Genomic DNA, 20,232 nt, shown 5'->3' with positions numbered 1-20,232 from the left:
TTAGCCGAGAACCAGGACGATGAGGAAAATTGATGCCGCGCCGAAGATCGTTAACGCATACCAGCGCAGCTGGCCCGACTGAATACTAGTCAGACCGTTATTCAAAAGCAATGCACTCGAGGGCACGATCTTGGCAATGCCCTCGATCCAGTCGAGCCGGTGCAAGCGCGCGGCCACTCGATAGGGCCGCACGAATAAACGATCGTACAGCGTGTCGAAACCAAGTCCGCCGTACAAAAAGTTATGGAGGCGGCTGCCGCTGTCGCTAGCCACTGTCTTAGTCAGGACACCACGCGCTCCGAGAAACAGTGCGGCAGTTACCGCCAGTCCACCGAGTGCAACCAGGCTCGAAATCACTTCCAACAGGATTTCCATGCCGAGCGATTCGGCTTCGGATGCGGCTGGCAAGACGCCGTCTAGTGGCTGGCCGATGAGCGCGCCTACGAACGTCGACAGCACAGCCAGCGTGATCAACGGCGTGTGGTGGGCCCAGCCGCGACCGGGTTCGGCGTGGGTGTTGGCCTCGCCATGGAAGACGATAAAGATGAGGCGGAAGGTATACAGCGCGGTGATGAATGCACCGAGCAGGGCCATCAGCCAAAGCACCACGTGGCCGTTGACGGCTGCCAGCGACAAGATTTGGTCTTTGGACCAGAAGCCGGCGGTAATAACCGGTAGGGCCGAGAGTGCGCCGCCACCGATCCAGAAAAGCGCGTAGTCGAGCGGCAGTTGTTTACGCAAGCCGCCCATCTTGAAGATGTTCTGTTCGTGATGGCAGGCGATGATGACCGAACCTGCCGCCAAGAACAGCAGTGATTTGAAAAAGGCGTGGATCATCAGGTGGAAGATCGCGGCGTGCCACGCGCCCACGCCGAGCGCGAGAAACATATAGCCGATCTGGCTCATGGTCGAATAGGCGATCACGCGTTTGATATCGGTTTGGGCAAGTGCCGCAAATCCGGCCAATAGCAGCGTGATACCGCCCACTATGCCGACGATTTCGAGCGCCGCCGGTGCGATGATGAAAAGCCCGTGCAGTCGGGCGATGAGATAGACGCCGGCCGTGACCATGGTGGCGGCGTGAATCAAGGCCGAGACCGGTGTGGGGCCGGCCATGGCGTCGACCAGCCAGGTTTGGAGCGGCAGTTGAGCTGACTTGCCGACTGCACCGCCAAGGATCAGAAGCGCGGTCAGCGTGGCGATGGGGCCGCCGTGGACCCACGCTTCGGGCGCTTGTTGCAGCAGTGTGTCGATATTCAGCGTGCCGAAATTCACGTAAAGAATGAATAGGCCGAGCGATAACGACACGTCGCCGATCCGGGTCATCACGAACGCTTTGAACGCTGCCCAGGCGTTGGCTTCGGTCTGATAGTAGTAGCCGACCAGCAGATAACTGCACAAACCGACGCCTTCCCAGCCGAGATACAGCACGAGCAGGTTATTTGCCAGCACGAGTATCAGCATGGCGCCGATGAATAGGTTCATGTACGCAAAGAAGCGCGCCATGCCAGGCGCACCTTCGAGGTCGTGCGTCATGTACCAAGTCGCGAACAGGTGGATCAGGAACCCGACACCGGTGACGACGCCGATCATGGTTAACGACAGTCCATCGAGTCGCAGTGCCATCGGCATCGAGAAGTCACCGACCTCGACCCAGTGCCACAGCATCTGGACATAAGCGCCGCCACCGGCCGAAAACCAGGCAATCATCAGCCAGATCATGGTCAGGGCCGACAGGCCGACCGATCCGGCGCCGATGAGTTTCGCGCTTCGGTCCGGCATGCCGGGCCGGAGCGACAGGATTAGCGCGCCGAGTAGCGGGAAAACGATGGTAAGAAATACGGCACTCATCCGTTCATCTCACTGGCTGCGGCGATGTCGACATCTTTGGTTCGGTTGAAAAGCTGGATGAGTAGGCCGAGCCCGACACTGGCCTCGGCTCCGGCATAGGCAATAATCAGGATGAACATGGTTTGGCCGTCGGCCTGGTTATGGTGCGCGCCGGCGACGATGAAAGCCAGTCCTGCGGCGTTGAGCATGATCTCAAGGCACATCAGCATAAACAGCATGTTGCGCCGAACCACTAACCCGGCGAGTCCAAGCACAAAAAGTATGCCGGCCAGCGCCAGTCCATAGCTCATCGGCAATCCCTGCATGACGACTCCTGATTCGTCCTAGCGTTTATCGATGTCGGTGCGGCCGTTTTCGGCCAGGCGCTGGGCCCGGTCGGGTCGCTGTCGACCGAGGTGGGCCGCGACAACCAGAGCGGCTAGCAGCACGAAGGCGACCAATTCTACGACCAGCACATAGGGGCCGAAAAGGTTCATGCCGATTGCATGGGCCGACAGCGCGTGGCCATTGATCGTGGCGCCATCGTTGCCCGTGACCAGCGTGTAGCCGACCACAGTCAGCAGAATGATGGCCATCACACCCGGGCCAATCCAGAGTTGGCCGGTGAGCCACTTGCGTTCGTTATGAATCGTCGTTTCGTTGATGCTGAGCATCATGACCACGAATACGAACAGGACCATGATCGCGCCGGCGTAGACGATGACTTCCAGCGTGGCCGCGAATGGGGCGCCCAGCACGTAGAAATCCACTGCTACCGCCATGAGCGACACGATGAGATATAGCAGCGCGTGGACGGCGTTGGCGCAGGTCACCACGCGAATGGTGGTGGCGATAGCAACCAGTGCAGCAATGTAAAAAACGATTTCCATAGCGATGGATCAGGGCAGCAGTGTTTTGACGTCGACGGGTTCGGCTTCGTTTTCGGCTTCGCCCTTGTCCTTGCCGCCGACGGCCATGCCGGCAACCCGGTAAAAGTTGTAGCCCGGCCGCTTGCCGACGCCGCTGATGGTCAGATCGGATTTCTCGTAAACCATCTTTTGGCGGTCGAATTCGCCCATCTCGAAGTCGGGCGTGAGTTGGATGGCGTAGGTCGGGCAGGCTTCTTCACAGTAACCGCAGTAGATACAGCGTGAGAAGTTGATCTGGAAGGTATCCGGATACCAGCGTCCGCTTTCGTCCTCGCCCTTGATCACACTGATGCAGTCGACCGGGCAGGCGACCGAACACAGATTGCAGGCAACACAGCGCTCGGCGCCATCCGGATCGCGTGTCAATACAATCCGTCCCCGATAGCGCGGTGGCAAGTATGGTTTTTCTTCCGGATACAAAACGGTATCGCGCTTGCGAAAGCTGTGCAGGAAGATCATCCAGATCGTGCGCAGAATACTTAGCATCGGACAAAACTCGTGTAGCGGAGACTAACGAACACGGCGGACCTACGACGTAGCAACCACGACCGCGCTGGTTATGGCCACGTTGGCCAATGCGATCGGTAGCAGAATTTTCCAGCCGAAGCTCATCAGCTGGTCGTAGCGCGGCCGAACGGTCGCCGCGCGCAGTAAGACGAAAAAGAGGATGAAAAAGCCGGTCTTGATCAAGAACCAGACGATGCCGGGCAATACCGGACCGAGCCAGCCACCGAAAAAGAGCACGGTGATCAGGCTGGATATAAGCACGATACCGAGATATTCACCGACGAAGAACATGCCGAACTTCATGCCGGAGTACTCAGTGTGGTAACCGGCCGTCAGTTCCTGCTCGGCTTCGGGCAGGTCGAACGGTGCGCGGTGGATTTCGGCGCAACCGGCGATCAGAAAGATCACGAATGACGGGAATTGGGTGACCACGTTCCAGAGGCCGGCCTGTGATTCGACGATGGTGTGCAGATTGAAGCTGCCCGCGAGCATGACGACGCCGAGCAGTGCCAACCCCATGAATACTTCGTAGGAAATCATCTGCGCGGCGGTACGCAGGCCGCCCAGCATGGCGTATTTGTTGTCCGACGCCCAGCCGCCCAGAATCACTGAGTAGACCCCGAGCGAGCTCATCGCCAGCATGAACAGCAGGCCGATGTTGAGATCGACTACGCCGATGGTTGCGGTGAATGGCACCACGGCAAAGGTCATGAGGGAGGTCAACAGGATGACCGCCGGCGCGATGATGAATACGGGCTTGTCGGCGAACGGTGGGATCCAGTCTTCCTTGAAGAAGATCTTGATCATGTCCGCGGCTACTTGAAGGATGCCGAAGGGCCCGACCCGATTGGGGCCGTAGCGGTCCTGCCAGAGGCCGAGCAGTCGGCGTTCGACCCAAATCAGGAGCGCGGCGGCGATGACCACCGCGAACAGGATGACGATGGTCTCCACACCCTTCAGTAGGGCGTTGACGAATGTATCAGTTGGGACCCCCAGAATCATGTGTCGACCCGGCTTGCGGCGTGGACGGTGGCTGCGCCTTGGGCACCAATGGGAATGCCGATGACCCGAGCGGGTAAGCTCTCGTCAATCGCCACAGGCAGCGTCAGGGTGTCGCCATCAAGCGTGATCGACAGATTGTCGCCGTCGGCGACACCGAGTGCCTCGGTACTCTGTCGGTTGAGCGTGATCTGCCGGCTGTCGACGCGTTCGGCGATGGCCGGTGCGCGTGCGGATAACGGCTCGCTATCGAATATGTGGTGGCGTGGCACCACGCGCCAGTGATCCCCACCATTAGTGCCGGGCACGCTTCGGTAGCCGCTGTCGCCGCCGCCGGCCAGAACGTGAACACCTGGATCGCCTTTTTTGAGGTTGCCCCCGACTTCATCTTGGAAACGGGTGATGGCCTGCTGGTTTGATTCCCAGCCTGGCGCCCATGCGTAGGCGAGTAGCTCACTTGGCTGATCGGTACCGTAATAGCCTTCCATCGAATAGCTAAGCGGCGAGTCAGCATCGACCTCCGGTCGGCGTTCGCGCACGTCGACGTCGGCGTAGAGCGCGGTGCGTGCAGCGTTTCGGTGGGGGCTGCGCGGAAAACGCATGCCCGCCTTGCGGAAACTCTGGCTGGGCGCGGCGTCCTCGATGCCGGTGAACTGAGGCAGGTCCGCGACCAGGCCAGCGATCAAATCGTCCATGCCGTTCCAACGCACCGGACGTTCCAGCGCCCGTGCTAGATCGGCGCACCAGCGCCAGGCCTCCTGCATCGGACCTTCGGGGATAAAGACTTGGAAAAACCGCTGCGCGCGACCTTCGTTATTGATGAGTGTGCCATCGGATTCGGCGAAACTGCCGCTGGGAAGCACGCTGTCGGCACGCGCCGTTGTCCGGGTCAGGCTGTGGTCGAGCACGACGAGGCTTTTGAGTTGCCGTAGCGCGGCGTCCACGCGGCTCGCTGGTGCGCGCTCGTAGAGGTCGTTTTGATTAACGACCAGCGTGTCGACTTGGCCGGATTCGATCGCGTCGAGGGCACCATCGACGGAGGGTGCATCGAGCATGGCCATGCCGAGGCTGTTGGCTTCCATCAATGTCGAGACCATGCGCGTGGCATCGTTGGCGGCCGCCAGCGCGCTCATAACATTGCCGGCTGCTTCAACGACCGGCGCATGGCCGAGTCCGGTGCCAACCACGATTAATGGCTTGCGCGCGGATTTCAGCGCTTCGGCGATATCGTTGGCGTGCTCGGTAAGTGCGTCGTCTAAGCCATCGGGTGCCGGCGCGTTAGCATCCAGCGCATGGGCTACGGCGAAGGCTAAAGCGGCGATGCCGTCGGCATCCGCATGGGTTGCGCCGAGCGTGACGTCGTCGAGTCGGGTTGCAGCCGGTGTGGCTTGGAAGATGGGGCTGTAGTTGTGCCGGCCCTCGTCGCGCACGGCGCGTGCGTGCCACTTCGGAATTTTTTGTGCCTTGGCGAGCTCAAAATGCTTGTTCTTGGCCGCTTGACGCAGTGAAAGTGCCAGCCGCGGCGCGGTCTGGGTGACGTCCTCGCCGATCACGAATACAGCGTCACAGTTTTCGGTTTCGCGTAGGCTGGCTACGCGGTCGGTATGCGCGCTCAGTAGATCGCGAACCGCGTGGCTTGCCGCCGTGTCGGCGCCACTCATGCCGTTGACGAAATGGTCACCGCCGACGAGATGGCGTAGGGCGTAGTTGTCTTCCAGCGAGGACCGCGGTGAGCCCACGCCGATGGCACGACCGCCGGCCAGCGCCTGGCGCACGGTTGCAAGCGCTTCGTCTTGTGCAACCGGCTCGAGAACGCCGTTGGCGTCGCGCGCGAGCGGCTGACGCGGCCGGTCTTCGCGCGTGACGAAACCGGCGCCGAAGCGACCGCGGTCGCAGAGGAAATAGTGGTTGATCTCGCCGTGGTAGCGATTCTGGATCCGTTTGAGCTCGCCTTTCCGCGATCCGGGGCTGGTGTTGCAACCAAGCGAGCAGTGGGTGCAGATACTCGGGGCGTTCTGCATGTCCCACTTGCGGATATATTGGGCGCCGAGGGTCTTGTCGGTGAACACGCCGGTCGGGCAGACCTCGACCAGGTTACCCGAGAATTCGTTTTCGAACGGGCCGTCGGATTCGCGGCCGAAATAGACGTTCATATGCGAGCCGAGTGCCCGCAGGTCGTTGTCGTCCGCGTAATCGCGGTAGTAACGCACGCAGCGATAACAGGCGATACAGCGGTTCATTTCGTGCGAAATGAATGGGCCGAGATCCTGATTGCGGTGGGTGCGCTTGGCACCGGTATAGCGCCGGCGCGTGTGGCCGGTCATCAATGTCATATCCTGTAGATGACACTCGCCGCCTTCCTCGCAGACCGGACAATCATGCGGGTGGTTGATCATCAGCCATTCGACGACCTGGGCGCGCATCTCGGCTGCGTCGTCGTCAGCGACCGAGAAGCGTGCGCCATCCGAGGCGGGCGTCATACAGGCCATGGCGATCTGGCCCTGGGTGTCGTTCTCGTCTTTGTACTGCTTGACCGCGCACTGGCGGCAAGCGCCGACACTGTGCAACTCCGGGTGCCAACAGAAATAGGGTAGGTCGAAGCCTTTGGATAAGGCGACCTTGAGTACGTTGTCGGTTTCGTCGACTTCGTACTGCCTGCCGTCGATGGTGATCGTTGCCATAACCGGTATTCTAGGTTTGAGTCGTTGCCTGATGCGACTCGGCGTTGGCCGGTTCGTGGAAGGCCAGCGTGTCGCCGTTGTCGGGGATGAGCGCAGAGAGCTCGTCCCGGAAATATTTTAGTCCCGATTCGAGCGGTCCCATGGCGCCGGGGGCGTGGGCGCAGAACGTCTTGCCCGGTCCGAGTAGTTTGGTGTGCATATCCAGAAGCTCGATATCGCCCGGCCGGCCTTGGCCAGCTTCCAAGTTGGTCAGGATACGCTCGACCCACGGCAGACCGTCGCGACAAGGTGTGCACCAGCCGCAGGACTCTTGGGCATAGAAGTGCTCGAGATTTTTCAATACGCCCACGATGGGTGTTTGCTCGTCGAACACGACCATCGTGCCGGTGCCGAGCCGGCTCCCGGCCGCACCGACGCCTTCGTAATCCATCGGTGTATCGAGGTGATCGGGCGTCAGTATCGGCGTCGAACCGCCACCGGGTAATAAGGCTTTTAAAGCGCGTCCGTTGCGAATGCCGCCGAAATGGTCAAGCAATTCACGGATCGGCGTGCCGATGGGCAGTTCCACCAACCCGGGGTTGGCGACGTGGCCTGAGGCGCCGTAGAGCTTGGTGCCACCATCTTTGTTCAAGCCCAGCGATTGATACCACTCGGGGCCGTTGTTGATGATATGCGGGACGTTGCACACGGTCTCGACGTTGTTGACCGTCGTCGGTTGGCCAAACAGCCCGGATGCGGCTGGGAAGGGCGGTTTGTGGCGCGGTACAGCGCGCCGACCTTCGAGTGCGGACAGCAAGGCCGATTCCTCGCCGCAGATATAGCGGCCGGCGCTCATGTGCACATACATGGTTAAGCTGAAGTTCGAGTCCAGCACGTGGTCGCCGAGATAGCCGGCTTCTTCGGCCTCGGCGATGGCCTTCTCGAGCTTCCACCGCGACTCGGTGTATTCACCGCGCAAAAAGATATAGGCGATGTCGGCGCCGATCGCGTAGGACGCGATTGCCACGGCCTCAACCAGCTGGTGCGGGTCGCCTTCCATCAATAGCCGGTCTTTGAATGTACCCGGCTCCATCTCGTCCGCGTTGACCACCATGTAAATGTGTGCCGGACGCTCGTCGGGCTTATCTTCGAAGCGCGGCATGAATGACCACTTGACCCCGGTCGGGAAACCCGCACCGCCGCGCCCACGCAGGCCCGCCTTCTTGACGCATTCGCCGACTTCGGTCGGCTGATAGTCGTTGACGACTGTTTTCAAGGCGCGGTAACCGCCGGCTGCCTCGTAATCGGACAGCCATTTCGGCTCGCGCTGGTCGTTGATGTTTTGCGTGAGTACTTTTTCCATAGCCAGCGTCTTCAGGCGTAGTCCGCCAGAATTTTGTCGATTGTCTCGGGCGTTAGGTTGCCGTGGTAATCATTGCCAACGCGCATAGCCGGGCCGTTACCACAGTTGCCGAGGCAACAAATCGGTAGCAATGTGAAGCGGTTATCGGGCGTTGTTTGACCGAAATCGATGCCGAGGCTCGATTTCAGGTGATCGCGCATTTCTTCGTAGCCGGTCAGATAGCAGGAGATCGAATCGCAGATCATGATCACGTGCCGCCCCACGGGGTGGCGGAAGATCAGGTTGTAGAACGTTGCGACAGCTTCCATCTGTGTCGGTGTTACGCCGATGACTTCGGCGGCGGCTGCCAAAGCTTCGTCGGAGACCCAGCCACGGTGGTTTTGAACCACGTTCAGCGCTTCGATGGTCGCCGCTTGTGGGTCTTCGTACAACGCCATCTCATGGCGAATTTCTTCTATTTCGGCGTCACTTAACACGGTGTTCATCGGTCAACGTCTGCCATCACAAAATCGATCGAGCCGATAATCGCGACCAGGTCGGCGACCAGTCCGCCCTGCGAGATCAACGGAATTTGCTGCAGGTGCGGGAAGCTCGGTGTCCGGATGCGCGTGCGATAGCTCATCGTGTGTTTGTCGGAGATCGAATAGTAGCTATTCAGACCCTTGGTGGCCTCGACCATCGTGGAAGATTCCATCGCCGGTATCACTGGCCCCCAGCTGACGGTCAGAAAATGGGCGATCAGCGTTTCGATGTCCTGCATCGTCCGCTCTTTGGGCGGCGGCGTGGTCAGCGGATGGTCGGCCTTGTAATCACCGCTCGGCATGCCCGTCATGCACTGCTCGATGATCCGACAGCTTTGGCGCATTTCTTCGATGCGCACGTCCAACCGGTCCTGACAGTCACCATTGGTGCCGAGCGGCACATCGAAATCGTATTTTTCGTAGCCGGAGTAGGGGCGGGCCTTGCGCAGATCGAAGTCGACCCCCGTCGCGCGTAGACCGGGCCCAGTAATGCCCCAGTCGATGGCCTCGTCTTGCGAGTAGGCTCCGATATGCTTCGAGCGCTCGATCAGTACCCGGTTTTCGGCCAACATCTTTTTGTATTCATCGATCCTTGGCCGGAACCAGTCGAGGAATTCGCGAACTTTACGATCCCAGCCTTCCGGCAGATCCATGGTCAGCCCGCCGATACGGAAAAATGCCGGGTGCATGCGAAAGCCGGTGATCGCCTCGATGACGTCGTAGGCTTTTTGTCGGTCGGAAAACATCCAGAAGATCGGGCTCATCGCGCCGAGATCCTGAACGTAGGTGCCGAAGAACATCAGATGGCTGGTAATACGGAAAAATTCCGCCAGCATGACGCGCGTGGTTTTGACTCGCTCAGGCACCTCGATACCCAACATGTTCTCGACATTGAGCACGTAGGGGAGTTCATTCATGACCCCGCCGAGGTAGTCGACGCGGTCGGTATAGGGGATATAGGTGTGCCACGTCTGGCGCTCGCCCATCTTCTCAGCGCCGCGATGGTGGTAGCCGATATCCGGAACTGCATCGACGATTTCTTCGCCGTCCAGTTGCAACACAATGCGGAACACGCCGTGTACCGACGGGTGGTTTGGCCCCATGTTCAGGAACATGAATTCGGCGTTTTCGGACTGGCGCTGCATGCCCCAGTCGTCCGGGTCGAATTGCAGGGCGTCTTCTTCTTCCTGCTGGCGTTTGGGATCGAGATGAAGTGCTTCGAATTCGGTCGCCCGTGCCGCATGATCCTTGCGTAGCGGGTGGCCCTTCCAGGTCGGCGGCATGAGGATCCGGCGCTGGTTCGGGTGACCGTCGAATGAGACGCCGAACATGTCCCAGACTTCGCGCTCGTACCAGTTGGCGTTCGGCCAGATTGAAACCGCGCTCGGCGTGGCTGGATAATCACCGGTCAGTGCAACTTTCAGGCGCAGCTCAGCCACAGGCTGGAGGCTGAGCAGGTGATAGACGATGGTGAAGTCCGATGCCGGCTGGTCGCTGCGATTCTCACGCACGCGCTCGTCGATTGCCGTTAAGTCGAAGAGCATGGGGTAGGCGGGCACCGACTCGCTTTTCACGAATGACAAAACATCGAGAATGCGGTCGCGACCCACCCAGAATGTGGGCATGCCGTCGGCGGTTAACTGCGGTGTAACCGCCTCATCGCCGAAGCGATCGGTGAGCTGCTGTTGGATGTTGGCGGTATCGAGCACGCTAGACGTGATCCGGGCTGCGGTAAGTTGTTTCGCTGGTGCGCTGTTCGCTTTTACGGTCGCGTTGTGCGAGTTTCGGCGTTTTATGAACGCCCTGGTCGCCGATCGTCCACGACAGCGGGCGGGTTTCGGTTTCGATGTTTTCCTGCAGCATCAGCAAACCTTCCAGGAAGGCTTCTGGGCGCGGCGGACACCCTGAAACGTAGACATCGACCGGCAGGAACTTGTCCACGCCCTGTACCACCGAATAGATGTCGTACATGCCACCGGAGTTGGCGCAGGACCCCATCGAGATGACCCAGCGCGGTTCCATCATCTGTTCATACATGCGCTGTATGACTGGCGCCATTTTCAGAAAACAGGTGCCGGCGATGATCATGACATCCGCTTGGCGCGGCGTTGCGCGAATTACTTCCGAACCGAAGCGCGCCATGTCATGCGGCGCAGTCAGGGCCGTGGCCATTTCTACGTAACAGCAGGACAGGCCGAAATTGAACGGCCAGATCGAGTTCTTACGGCCCCAAGCGATCATGTCGCTCAGTTTGGCGGTGACGATGTTGCGCGACAGCGCCTCTTCGAGCTTGCTGTCGCCGTTCACATTTTGGCCGCCGCTACCGGGTTTGGGGTTCTCGTCGACACTGGTAAGCGAAAAACTCATGATTGTTCCGATTGTCGGGTGTCGTCGCCAGCGTGGTTGGTCGTATCGCCGGCCAGATTTCGGGCGCGGTTGGCTTCGATTGCTGCCAGGCGATACTGCCGGGGTGCTTTCGGCGCCCAGTTCAGCGCGCCGATGCGCCATTCATAGGCAAGCCCCAGAGTAACTATTGCCAGGAAGAAGATAAACGCGCCGTAACCTGCCCAACCAAGCGCCGGGGCGGCGATGGCGTAGGAAAAAACGAAAACCACTTCGAGGTCGAATAGCACGAAGATGATCGCAACCAGATAGAACTGGACCGAGAATCGTTGGTGGGCGCTACCGGTCGGCCGGATGCCGGACTCGAACGGCTCGTTGCCTAGTTTCTCATTGTGTCGGCCGCCGAGTATCGACGACAGGCCGATCATGAGCATGACCAAACCGAGTGCGCCAGCCGCGAATAGGATTAGCGGCCAGACAGTTACGCTTTGCTGAGCAGCATCATTCATAGCGTGATTAGTTGTTTCTATGCGCTGCCGTCAACCGATGTGCTTCGACAGCGGCATCGGCTGAAACGACGTATGCATGATACACCAGCGCTTTCGATACGTCGCGCCTCGGAGGTGGATTTGTGCCAAATCGGGCCGGTGACAATGCCGCGATTTACACGGCCGACTCCCTTTGTGTTGGCGACAACGCGCTCGATGTCCTAAGCTATGCGCATCATCTGTGCCCCAGTGGAGTAGACAAATGGCCCAGACCGTCGCCCATAAATTGATCGAGTCACACCTGAAAAGCGGTGACATGACCCCTGGTGCCGAGATCGCCCTCGGCATGGACCAAACGCTGACTCAGGACGCAACCGGTACGCTGGTCATGCTGGAGCTCGAGGCCATGAAGCTCGACCGCGTCAAGACGGAGCTTTCCTGTCAGTACGTCGACCACAACCTGATCCAGGAAGATAATAAGAACCCTGACGATCATCTATTTTTGCAGTCGGCTTGCGAGCGCTTTGGGGCGTACTTTTCGCAGCCGGGTAATGGCATCAGCCACGCTGTTCATATGGAGCGTTTCGGCCGCCCCGGTAAAACCCTGCTGGGGTCCGATAGCCACACACCGGCCGGTGGCTCGATGGGTATGTTGGCCATTGGTGCTGGTGGTCTTGAAGTCGCGCTGGCCATGGCCGGTCAGCCGTTTTACACCAAGATGCCGAAGGTCTGGGGCGTGAAATTGACCGGCCAGTTGCCGGATTGGGTTTCAGCCAAGGATGTCGTGCTGGAGATGCTGCGCCGTCACGGCGTCAAAGGTGGCTCTGGCACTATCATCGAATACTACGGTCCCGGCCTCGATAATCTGGAGGCGATGGATCGTCACGTTATCGCCAATATGGGCGCCGAGCTTGGCGCGACCACCACGGTTTTCCCGGCTGACGCCGAAATACGGCGATTCCTGCGCTCTCAGGGCCGCGAAGACGAATACGTGGAACTTGTGGCCGACGCAGGTGCTGAATACGATCTCCACGATGAGATCGACATGGCCACGCTCGAGCCGCTGATCGCCAAGCCGACGTCACCGGGCAATGTCGTGCCGGTGCGCGAGATCGCCGGTACCGATATATATCAGAGCTACATCGGATCCTCGGCCAATCCAGGCTATCGTGACTTCGCCGTGACCGCCGAGATGATACGCGGCCAAACCGCGGCCAAAGGCGTCTCATTCGACGTTAATCCGTCTTCGCGTGCGATGCTAGAGACGCTGGCCCGCGATGGGTTGCTCGGCCCGCTGATCGCCTCCGGTGCGCGGCTGCACCAGGCTGGCTGCAATGGCTGTATTGGTATGGGGCAGGCGCCTGCGTATGGCCGCAATAGTTTGAGAACCACGCCGCGTAACTTCCCAGGGCGTTCCGGCACCAAGGAAGATTCAGTGTTCCTGTGTTCGCCGGAGACGGCCGTGGCCAGTGCGCTAAAAGGTGAAATCACCGATGCGCGCACGCTCGATATGGATTATCCGCAGGTTCAAAACCCAAGCGAGCCGGTCATCAACGACCACATGCTCGAAGAGCCACTGCCGCTTGATGAGGCGCGTCAGGTCGAAATCGTTAAAGGGCCGAACATCGCTTCGCTGCCGGATTTCGAGGCCTTCCCGGACAGCTTTGAAATGCCGGTGCTGCTCAAGGTTGGCGACAACATCTCGACCGACGAAATCATGCGTGCCGGCGCCGAAGTGTTGCCGTTCCGCTCCAACATCCCCGCGATCGCCGAATTTGTCTACGACGTCGTGGATGAGACCTATCCAACCCGTGCCAAGGAAACGGGTGATCACGCCATTATCGGCGGCGAGAACTATGGTCAGGGCAGTTCTCGCGAGCATGCCGCGATTGCCCCGCGTTATCTGGGGCTGCGCGCCGTTATCGCCAAGAGCTACGCCCGCATCCACTGGCAAAACCTGGTCAACTTCGGGATTTTGCCGCTGTCCTTCGCGGACGGTGCGAACCTCGATGCTTTGGCGCAGGGCACCACGCTCAGCTTCAATGGCCTGCACCAGGCTTTGAAAAATGGCGGTTCGATTACTGCGCAGGCCTCCGATGGCACCGAGATCGAATGCACTCACGCGCTGTCTGAACGGCAGGTCGAGGTGTTGCTGGCCGGTGGCCTGATCAACTGGATGCGTGAAGACGAACCGGTGGAGGCCTAATGCGGGTCGGGATTAGCGCGGCATCCTGTGCGGTGTCGCGCTGAAAATATGGACAAACAGTCAGTCGTTTCAGCCTATCGCCGAGTCGCCGGTTTCTACGATCGGGTGTTCGGGCCTTTTTTCGCTCACGGCCAACGCACCACGGTCGAAGCCATGGACTGTCGACCGGGGCATCGAGTGTTGGAAGTCGGTGTCGGCACCGGTTCGTCGTTACCGCGTTATCCGGACGGGGTCGACGTTGTCGGCATCGATGTCTCGCCCGAAATGCTCGACAAGGCGCAGACGCGAGCCGACTCGTTGCCCAACGATATCGCCATCCGCCAACTTGACGCCCAGGCGCTTGATTACGCGGACGACAGCTTTGACAAGGTCGTGGCGATGTATGTGGTTTCCGTGACCCCTGATCCCAAGTCACTGGTCGACGAGATGAAGCGGGTCTGCAAGCCGGATGGCGAGCTTTTCATCGTCAATCACTTCAGTGCCAGCAGTGGGGCCATGGCTGCTGTCGAGCGTGCATTGGAGCCGCTTTCGAAGGTTGTTGGTTGGCGTCCATCGTTTCCGATGGACGAGTTTCTGCGCGAAACCAACCTCGAAGTCACCGATACTCGGCCGGTCAACGCGTTCGGTTACTGGACACTGCTGCAGGCGCGTAATACGACCTGAGGCCGGCGGTTACTACGTCAGGCCTCTACCCGGGCCATAAAGGCAACAGCCGTGGTCACCTGTTGTGTATTCATCTGGTCGCGTGTGGCGGGCTATAAGCCCGGTGGTGGGCTTCAGCTCGCCGCATTGCGGCTGCTGCCGATATGGGCGTAAAGCAAATCCCGAACATGACGGCACTGGGCGGGGGTTCGATGCTGGCGTGAAAGATCGCCCCGTCCGAAATACGGGATGTGTCTTTTTACAGCGAAAATGTGTGGTGCACGTTTTGACCCGCAAGGAGTTGGTTGGACATGTGCCGCGCTGAATCGGCAATAGCGGTGGCGAGCGCTATGTCGCAGTCGGGCGAATCCGGCATGTCGTGATGCGGGCAGAAGCCCATCCCAAAGATTAGATAAGTTTGTCAACTTATTGTAAATAAATGGCTTTTGTAATAATGTTTTTGTTTTAATCCATTTGCCAAGGTGCTGCCGTTAATTCGCTGCGTTACGCGAGATGCGGGGTCTAGGTCATTTCGTTAACAAGTTGTGAGACAAGCTCGCTTGCCGGTAGCTCTCGGCACATGATCGCTGATTGGCCTGCCCAGTTTGGCGAGAAGGCTAGATTGTTGTTCGATTTTGCGGCGGTATTCAACTGCCTCGCTGCATCATAAGCGATGGGGTAATCGGGTATCCGATCCATGTCGGTCGGTTCTATTTGGCGCTGAAACACCCCCGTGATACCGCGTGCCGGCCGGCCAGATATGGCCCGCGTCACTGACGTGCTAACAGCGGCGTCACTTTTTAGCAGCGCTCTGTGCTCAGAACCGGTGTTTGATTCCGGGCATAGTAGGAATGCTGTGCCTAGTTGCGCGCCGAGCGCGCCCAGCGCTAATGTGCCATTGATACCTCGTCCATCCATTATGCCGCCAGCCGCGATGATGGGGATGTTCAGGTGACTAACCAGCACCTGAAGCAAGGATGTGAGCCCAATAGCTTCGTCCTTCTGGGCATCGAAGCACCCGCGGTGTCCGCCGGCCTCAATACCTTGGGCGATCACCGCATCAACGCCGGATGCTTCTGCTGCGTAACCTTCCTGCAAGGTTGTAACGCTGACCAACACGCGGCCACCGTAAGCTTGGATCGAGCGGATTATGTCCGCTTTTGGCACCCCAAAATGAAAGCTGACCACGTGCGGCTGCTCGGCATTGATCATCGCCACCATGGCATCGTTTGCATCGATCGGCGGGTAGATCGATTCAAGTGTCGATGGGACATCAGCATCATTGGCCTCAAAGTAGGGGCGCAGATGCTGGATCCAGGCTTGTACCTTGTCTTCTTGAGTCCGGGGTGGCTGGTGGCAGAAAAAATTGACGTTAAAAGGTTTGTCAGTAAGCTGTCGAAGCGTGCGTATTTGATGCCGGGCCTGGTCGACTGAACTGCTGCCAAGCCCGAGAGAACCGAGCGCGTTGCTATTGGAAACAGCAGCAGCTAGCTCTGGGGTTGTTGCACCTGCCATGGGTGCCTGGATTATGGGGTGACGAACCCCAAAGAGATGGCTAAATCGCGACTCATGATTAACGCCCATAATCAGCCCATTATCAAGTACTAAAACACCACGTTTGGTTCTATCAGCCAGCCCCGGTAGCAGCCGGTCGACGAATGGTCTTGGCGTCTATCTTAGAAGCATCGTGTTGGCAAATCGAGTTTACTTGGTTTGCTTAGTCAGACGCTGCAGCAGACGCCGCCTTGTGCGTACCGGCGATTGTTTTCGAACCGATCAAAAACAGCGCGAGCGCAATCAGAAAGCCGGCTGCGTTGCTGATCCAGCCGGGATACATCAACGCGATCGCCCCGATAAATGCCAGCACCCGTAGCACCGCGTTGAGTTGTCGCCGAAGATAGCCTTCTGCGGCCACTGCTAGCAGTAGCACACCGAAAGTTGCCGTAGCGACGATTGTCACGACATTTCCCCAGGTCGCATCGAGTAGGAGCATTTGGTGGGAAAACACAAACATATAGGGCACCACAAAGCCGGCGATCGCCAATTTCATCGACTGGAATCCGGTGGCATTCGGTGCGCCGCCCGAAACCCCGCTAGCCGCATAGGCCGCGAGCGCCACTGGCGGTGTCAGATTGGCGAAAATGCCGAAATAGAACACGAACATGTGGGCGACGAAGACCGCCGTGTCGTTGGAACCGGCCAGTTCCTGGAAAAGTGGTAGGTTGAGCAGAATTGGCGCGGCCATTGTGGACGTGATGATGTAGCAGGGAATGCTGGGCAGGCCCATACCCAACATAATGGAAGCGGCCATGGTGAGCGCCAGGGTAACCAGCAGTCGCAGCATGTCCCAGGGGATCATCTGCCCCATGGACACCACCCAGTCGGCGGCGTCCAGCGCGATGCCGGTCAATGTCGCCACACCAACAATGATGCCCACGGCGCCACAGGCCATCGCTACCGGAATGGCATTGCGCACGCCTTCCACCATCGCATCGCGACAATCACCGACATCCATGATTTCGGTGTTATCGATAGGCAGGCTCGAGCGAACCAGGTTGATGGCGACCGGCAGCGCAATAACGCCAAGCAGCCACAGTCGGCCCGAAGCCAGATCCGGCATAGGGTCGCCATGCAGCAAAGCCAACCATTGCGGCTGCATGATTAAGGCGGCCAGCGCACTGGTCACTCCGGTGACCAGGCGGGTTGTGCCGCAGATCAAAACAGTTGCTGCAATTGACCAGAAAGCGGCGAAAAACGGTGCCCGGCCATCAAAGATCATCCATAGCAGGATGGCCATGGGCACCAGTAGATGGCCGCGTTTGAGTATAACCTCACGTGCGGGCGTGAGTTCCGAGCGAGGAATGCCTGACAACCCGTTGCGCAAGGCCCGTAGGTGTACTTGAAACAAAATGCCCAGGTAATACAGCAGCGCCGGGATGATGCCGGCCAACATGACTTGCTTGTAGGGCACGGATAGTACTTCGGCCATGATGAAAACGGCCGCTCCCATGATGGGTGGCAGCACCTGGCCGCCGACACTGGCTGCGGCTTCGACCGCACCGGCGAAATTGTTGCGATAGCCGGTACGCTTCATCAGGGGAATGGTGAAAGAGCCTGTGGTGACCGCGTTGGCGATCGCCGAACCATTGATGGAACCGAGAAAACTGCTGGCCACGACCGCCACTTTCGCCGGTCCGCCCCGGGTCGGCCCGGCAATGGCCAGGGCCAGATCATTGAACAACTGACCGAGGCCGGATTTGCCCAGAAAAGCGCCGAACAAAATGAACAGGATGATGTAACTGGCCGAAACCGCTACGGCGGTACCCAGCATGCCCTCCGTGATATAAACCAGATGCGAGATAACTTGCTGGATCGTGGACCACGCGATCGGTTCGGTGAGTACCGAATACCTCGACAATTTGGCGAAGAAACCGTAAACGAGAAAGCCGACCGCCAGGATGGGCAACCCTAGACCGGTTACGCGGCGCGCCGCTTCAATAACTAGCGCGATCGCAGCCAGACCGACGTAGACATCGGTGGTGTTGATGCGTCCGGCGGATTCGATCACCCGGGACGCGGCGGTCAGCATGTAGATGCCGATGGCAAAAGACGCCAGCGCGAGAAACACATCGATCCACGGAATTCGGTCGCGCGAGCCTGAGCGGACGACCGGGAACAGCATGAAAGTCAGGCCCATCAGCGTGTATAGATGGATCGAACGCTGCATGACGTCGACCAACGGGCCAGCGAATGACGTATATAGATGAAACAGCGCCAGCGCCGAGCTGATCGCGGTGATGCTGATCATCCATGTGCGTGGCAGGCCATCGCGTATGTTCGACTCGCGATCGTATTTTTCCAGTGTTTCCTGGCTGTCGGTCGCAGTAGCGGGTTGGTTTTGAGGCATCGGTTTATCCGTTAATGGCGGCGATGCCATGCCATAACGTCGTCAGACGGGCTGGGAGCACGAAAAGCAACGGTTTATATATCACCTTGAAGGTAAGAATAGGAGCCTGATGCGGGTGTGATAGCCGCTGCCAGGCACCGTGTTCATAACGAAAGCGGTAATGTTCGGCAGCAGCAGCCTGGATGGTCAACGGGTCGGTTTTACGATCGATATCCGACATAACCACCCAGCCGTTTTCCAGATGGGTGTGTTGACCCGCATGGGCAGGCACCCCCGCGCCGAAAGTTTTGAAACGAGTAGCCACGATCTTGATGTGCGCATCGTGAAGACGGAAACACTCGATCCAGTCTTCGCGCTCCACCGAATGCATCCAGCGTAGCGCGAATTCAGTGCCGTCTGGACCGGGATAGACGGCGACTGTATGGGTGCCGTGATGGATAGCCAGCCACGGTCGTGGCCAGCTGAGCCAGAGAGCCGCGACCAAGATCGCGACGGCGGCAGCGGCGTATCCCAGCCGCCGCCATCCGCCGCGCCATTTCAATCGCGACATGCTATCGTTCACGACCCCATAATCGTCTTATTTAGTTATCCGAAGCATTTGATTTGTAAAACTTTTTAGAGCCTGGATGAACCGGTACAACAAGGTCTTCGGCCATTGTGTCGCGATCGAAATCCTTGAGCGCCGACACGGAGACATTGTCCGAACCTAGATAGTTGTAAAACCGTTTGGTGAGCGCTTTTGCTAGACCTTTATCCATAGATTTCGGCACGACGAGTAGATTACGGATGCCAACCGTGTGCACGCTGGAATCCAGATCGTATTTGTCTTCGACGCCAGCTTCGATTTGGTGACGCTCGAAGTAGGGATATTTGTCGAGCAGGCTGTCGGTGGTGTCGTCGGAGATTTTGGCGAAATGCACGTTCGCGTTCTGCATCAAGCCGGTAATCGACGAATTGGGCACGCCGGATGTGAAAAATGCCGCATCCAAATTACCGTTTTTCATGTTGGTAACTGAATCCGCATAGCCGGTGTGCGAGACTTTAGCCAGGTCATCATAGGTGAGCCCGGCAGCTTTCAAAACCTTCTTGGCGCTGGCTTCCACGCCCGAGCCGACCTTGCCAACGCCCACGCGTTTGTTTTTTAAGTCAGCCACGCTGCCGATGTCGGAGCCATCCAGGGCCACGATCTGGACAACGTTTTGGTACATGCCGGCCAATGCATCGATCTTGACCGGATGGTCTTCGAACTGCTTTTTGCCGTGGATCGCGTCATAGGCTACATCGGACATGACGATGGCAATGTTATTGGTGCCATCTTCGATATTGTGGATGTTTTGAACCGACGCGCCAGTCGAGACGACTTGAACATAATCGACTTTGTCGCTGTTTTCGAAAACATTTTTAAGAGCGCCGCCAATCGGGTAATAGACGCCCGAGGTGCCTCCCGTGCCGAAGATTAGGTTCGCGGCTTGTTCATCCTGGCTTTCGGACGCTTGATCATGACCGCTGTCAGACTGGCCGCAGCCGCTCATGGCTAGAACTATGGCTAGCATACTGGCGACCCAGAGGCTTCGAGCTCCCATATTTACCTCGTTGAGAATAGAAATAAATCAAATAATTTTATTTTACGATTGAGAAAAGACGAAACTCAATCAAATTAACCCTAAAGTAGGGGGTGCATAAGGGAAAAGGTGCCCAAATAGAGGCTGGAAAATTAGCAATAGTAATCTATTCAGGCGCTAAATAGGGCTCTATGTCGGCCGTTAAAAAGTAGCATGCAGTGCACTTGGCGCGTAGTTCCCAGGATTAAGGTCTGACATGATCCGGCTGCTCCAGC

17 protein-coding genes are annotated in these 20,232 nt (G+C 58.5%); 2 read left to right on the top strand and 15 right to left on the bottom strand.

The features are described from left to right. From nuoL to ndhC, 11 genes are read right to left on the bottom strand one after another with little or no spacing between them, the layout of a single operon-like run. Entirely contained in the window at positions 1 to 1,851 is a 1,851-nt protein-coding gene (nuoL, locus tag HKX41_03690; protein NNC23257.1) for an NADH-quinone oxidoreductase subunit L, read from the bottom strand. After that, positions 1,848 to 2,156: an NADH-quinone oxidoreductase subunit NuoK gene (gene nuoK, locus HKX41_03685; protein ID NNC23256.1), complete on the bottom strand. Its 309-nt coding sequence runs from the start codon at positions 2,154 to 2,156 to the stop codon at positions 1,848 to 1,850. Before nuoK ends, nuoL begins: the two co-directional genes overlap by 4 nt. Before the next feature lie 18 nt (positions 2,157 to 2,174). Next, on the bottom strand, positions 2,175 to 2,720 hold the full coding sequence (gene nuoJ, locus HKX41_03680) for an NADH-quinone oxidoreductase subunit J (protein ID NNC23255.1): 546 nt from the start codon (positions 2,718 to 2,720) through the stop codon (positions 2,175 to 2,177). Between the two features lie 9 nt (positions 2,721 to 2,729). Then, complete coding sequence (gene nuoI / locus HKX41_03675) at positions 2,730 to 3,245, bottom strand: NADH-quinone oxidoreductase subunit NuoI (protein NNC23254.1); 516 nt, start codon at positions 3,243 to 3,245, stop codon at positions 2,730 to 2,732. Between the two features lie 42 nt (positions 3,246 to 3,287). Further along, positions 3,288 to 4,268, bottom strand: a complete 981-nt coding sequence (gene nuoH, locus HKX41_03670) for an NADH-quinone oxidoreductase subunit NuoH (GenBank protein ID NNC23253.1) — start codon at positions 4,266 to 4,268, stop codon at positions 3,288 to 3,290. After that, entirely contained in the window at positions 4,265 to 6,946 is a 2,682-nt protein-coding gene (nuoG, locus tag HKX41_03665) for an NADH-quinone oxidoreductase subunit NuoG (protein NNC23252.1), read from the bottom strand. The genes nuoH and nuoG overlap by 4 nt, the downstream gene beginning before the upstream one ends. Positions 6,947 to 6,956: 10 nt before the next feature. After that, positions 6,957 to 8,288, bottom strand: coding sequence for an NADH-quinone oxidoreductase subunit NuoF (gene nuoF, locus HKX41_03660; protein NNC23251.1), 1,332 nt, complete (start codon positions 8,286 to 8,288; stop codon positions 6,957 to 6,959). 11 nt (positions 8,289 to 8,299) lie between these two features. Continuing rightward, on the bottom strand, positions 8,300 to 8,773 hold the full coding sequence (nuoE, locus tag HKX41_03655) for an NADH-quinone oxidoreductase subunit NuoE (GenBank protein NNC23250.1): 474 nt from the start codon (positions 8,771 to 8,773) through the stop codon (positions 8,300 to 8,302). Beyond that, on the bottom strand, positions 8,770 to 10,530 hold the full coding sequence (gene nuoC, locus HKX41_03650; GenBank protein NNC23249.1) for an NADH-quinone oxidoreductase subunit C/D: 1,761 nt from the start codon (positions 10,528 to 10,530) through the stop codon (positions 8,770 to 8,772). The genes nuoE and nuoC overlap by 4 nt, the downstream gene beginning before the upstream one ends. Beyond that, positions 10,520 to 11,176: an NADH-quinone oxidoreductase subunit B gene (locus tag HKX41_03645; GenBank protein NNC23248.1), complete on the bottom strand. Its 657-nt coding sequence runs from the start codon at positions 11,174 to 11,176 to the stop codon at positions 10,520 to 10,522. Before HKX41_03645 ends, nuoC begins: the two co-directional genes overlap by 11 nt. Further along, positions 11,173 to 11,661 (bottom strand): NAD(P)H-quinone oxidoreductase subunit 3, encoded by a 489-nt coding sequence (gene ndhC / locus HKX41_03640; GenBank protein NNC23247.1) that lies wholly within the window; start codon positions 11,659 to 11,661, stop codon positions 11,173 to 11,175. Before ndhC ends, HKX41_03645 begins: the two co-directional genes overlap by 4 nt. 241 nt (positions 11,662 to 11,902) lie before the next feature. Here ndhC and HKX41_03635 point away from each other — a divergent pair, with 241 nt between their 5' ends. Beyond that, on the top strand, positions 11,903 to 13,846 hold the full coding sequence (locus HKX41_03635; protein NNC23246.1) for an aconitate hydratase: 1,944 nt from the start codon (positions 11,903 to 11,905) through the stop codon (positions 13,844 to 13,846). A gap of 48 nt (positions 13,847 to 13,894) precedes the next feature. Beyond that, the gene (locus HKX41_03630; protein ID NNC23245.1) at positions 13,895 to 14,509 is read left to right on the top strand and encodes a methyltransferase domain-containing protein; all 615 of its coding nucleotides are present in this window, start codon (positions 13,895 to 13,897) and stop codon (positions 14,507 to 14,509) included. 501 nt (positions 14,510 to 15,010) lie between these two features. Here the strand turns inward: HKX41_03630 and HKX41_03625 are convergent. From HKX41_03625 to HKX41_03610, 4 genes are all read right to left on the bottom strand, one after another. Then, positions 15,011 to 16,072: a nitronate monooxygenase gene (locus HKX41_03625; GenBank protein ID NNC23244.1), complete on the bottom strand. Its 1,062-nt coding sequence runs from the start codon at positions 16,070 to 16,072 to the stop codon at positions 15,011 to 15,013. 133 nt (positions 16,073 to 16,205) lie between these two features. Further along, on the bottom strand, positions 16,206 to 18,395 hold the full coding sequence (locus HKX41_03620; GenBank protein NNC23243.1) for a TRAP transporter permease: 2,190 nt from the start codon (positions 18,393 to 18,395) through the stop codon (positions 16,206 to 16,208). Between the two features lie 4 nt (positions 18,396 to 18,399). Further along, on the bottom strand, positions 18,400 to 18,945 hold the full coding sequence (locus HKX41_03615; protein ID NNC23242.1) for a DUF1850 domain-containing protein: 546 nt from the start codon (positions 18,943 to 18,945) through the stop codon (positions 18,400 to 18,402). A 31-nt stretch (positions 18,946 to 18,976) separates the two neighbouring features. Then, positions 18,977 to 19,978, bottom strand: a complete 1,002-nt coding sequence (locus tag HKX41_03610; GenBank protein NNC23241.1) for a TAXI family TRAP transporter solute-binding subunit — start codon at positions 19,976 to 19,978, stop codon at positions 18,977 to 18,979. Positions 19,979 to 20,232 lie beyond the last annotated feature (254 nt).

Origin of the sequence: Salifodinibacter halophilus, from assembly GCA_012999515.1 — a bacterium.
Taxonomy (GTDB): domain Bacteria; phylum Pseudomonadota; class Gammaproteobacteria; order Nevskiales; family Salinisphaeraceae; genus Salifodinibacter; species Salifodinibacter halophilus.
Note: the sequence above shows the minus strand (reverse complement) of the source record. Positions and strands in the feature narration are given on the sequence as shown.

Bases quoted from the DNA above. Each gene is read 5' to 3' on its own strand.
- nuoL (NNC23257.1), bottom strand. From the start codon at position 1,851: ATGAGTGCCGTATTTCTTACCATCGTTTTCCCGCTACTCGGCGCGCTA.
- nuoK (NNC23256.1), bottom strand. From the start codon at position 2,156: ATGCAGGGATTGCCGATGAGCTATGGACTGGCGCTGGCCGGCATACTT.
- nuoJ (NNC23255.1), bottom strand. From the start codon at position 2,720: ATGGAAATCGTTTTTTACATTGCTGCACTGGTTGCTATCGCCACCACC.
- nuoI (NNC23254.1), bottom strand. From the start codon at position 3,245: ATGCTAAGTATTCTGCGCACGATCTGGATGATCTTCCTGCACAGCTTT.
- nuoH (NNC23253.1), bottom strand. From the start codon at position 4,268: ATGATTCTGGGGGTCCCAACTGATACATTCGTCAACGCCCTACTGAAG.
- nuoG (NNC23252.1), bottom strand. From the start codon at position 6,946: ATGGCAACGATCACCATCGACGGCAGGCAGTACGAAGTCGACGAAACC.
- nuoF (NNC23251.1), bottom strand. From the start codon at position 8,288: ATGGAAAAAGTACTCACGCAAAACATCAACGACCAGCGCGAGCCGAAA.
- nuoE (NNC23250.1), bottom strand. From the start codon at position 8,773: ATGAACACCGTGTTAAGTGACGCCGAAATAGAAGAAATTCGCCATGAG.
- HKX41_03645 (NNC23248.1), bottom strand. From the start codon at position 11,176: ATGAGTTTTTCGCTTACCAGTGTCGACGAGAACCCCAAACCCGGTAGC.
- ndhC (NNC23247.1), bottom strand. From the start codon at position 11,661: ATGAATGATGCTGCTCAGCAAAGCGTAACTGTCTGGCCGCTAATCCTA.
- HKX41_03635 (NNC23246.1), top strand. From the start codon at position 11,903: ATGGCCCAGACCGTCGCCCATAAATTGATCGAGTCACACCTGAAAAGC.
- HKX41_03630 (NNC23245.1), top strand. From the start codon at position 13,895: ATGGACAAACAGTCAGTCGTTTCAGCCTATCGCCGAGTCGCCGGTTTC.
- HKX41_03625 (NNC23244.1), bottom strand. From the start codon at position 16,072: ATGGGCGTTAATCATGAGTCGCGATTTAGCCATCTCTTTGGGGTTCGT.
- HKX41_03620 (NNC23243.1), bottom strand. From the start codon at position 18,395: ATGCCTCAAAACCAACCCGCTACTGCGACCGACAGCCAGGAAACACTG.
- HKX41_03615 (NNC23242.1), bottom strand. From the start codon at position 18,945: ATGTCGCGATTGAAATGGCGCGGCGGATGGCGGCGGCTGGGATACGCC.
- HKX41_03610 (NNC23241.1), bottom strand. From the start codon at position 19,978: ATGGGAGCTCGAAGCCTCTGGGTCGCCAGTATGCTAGCCATAGTTCTA.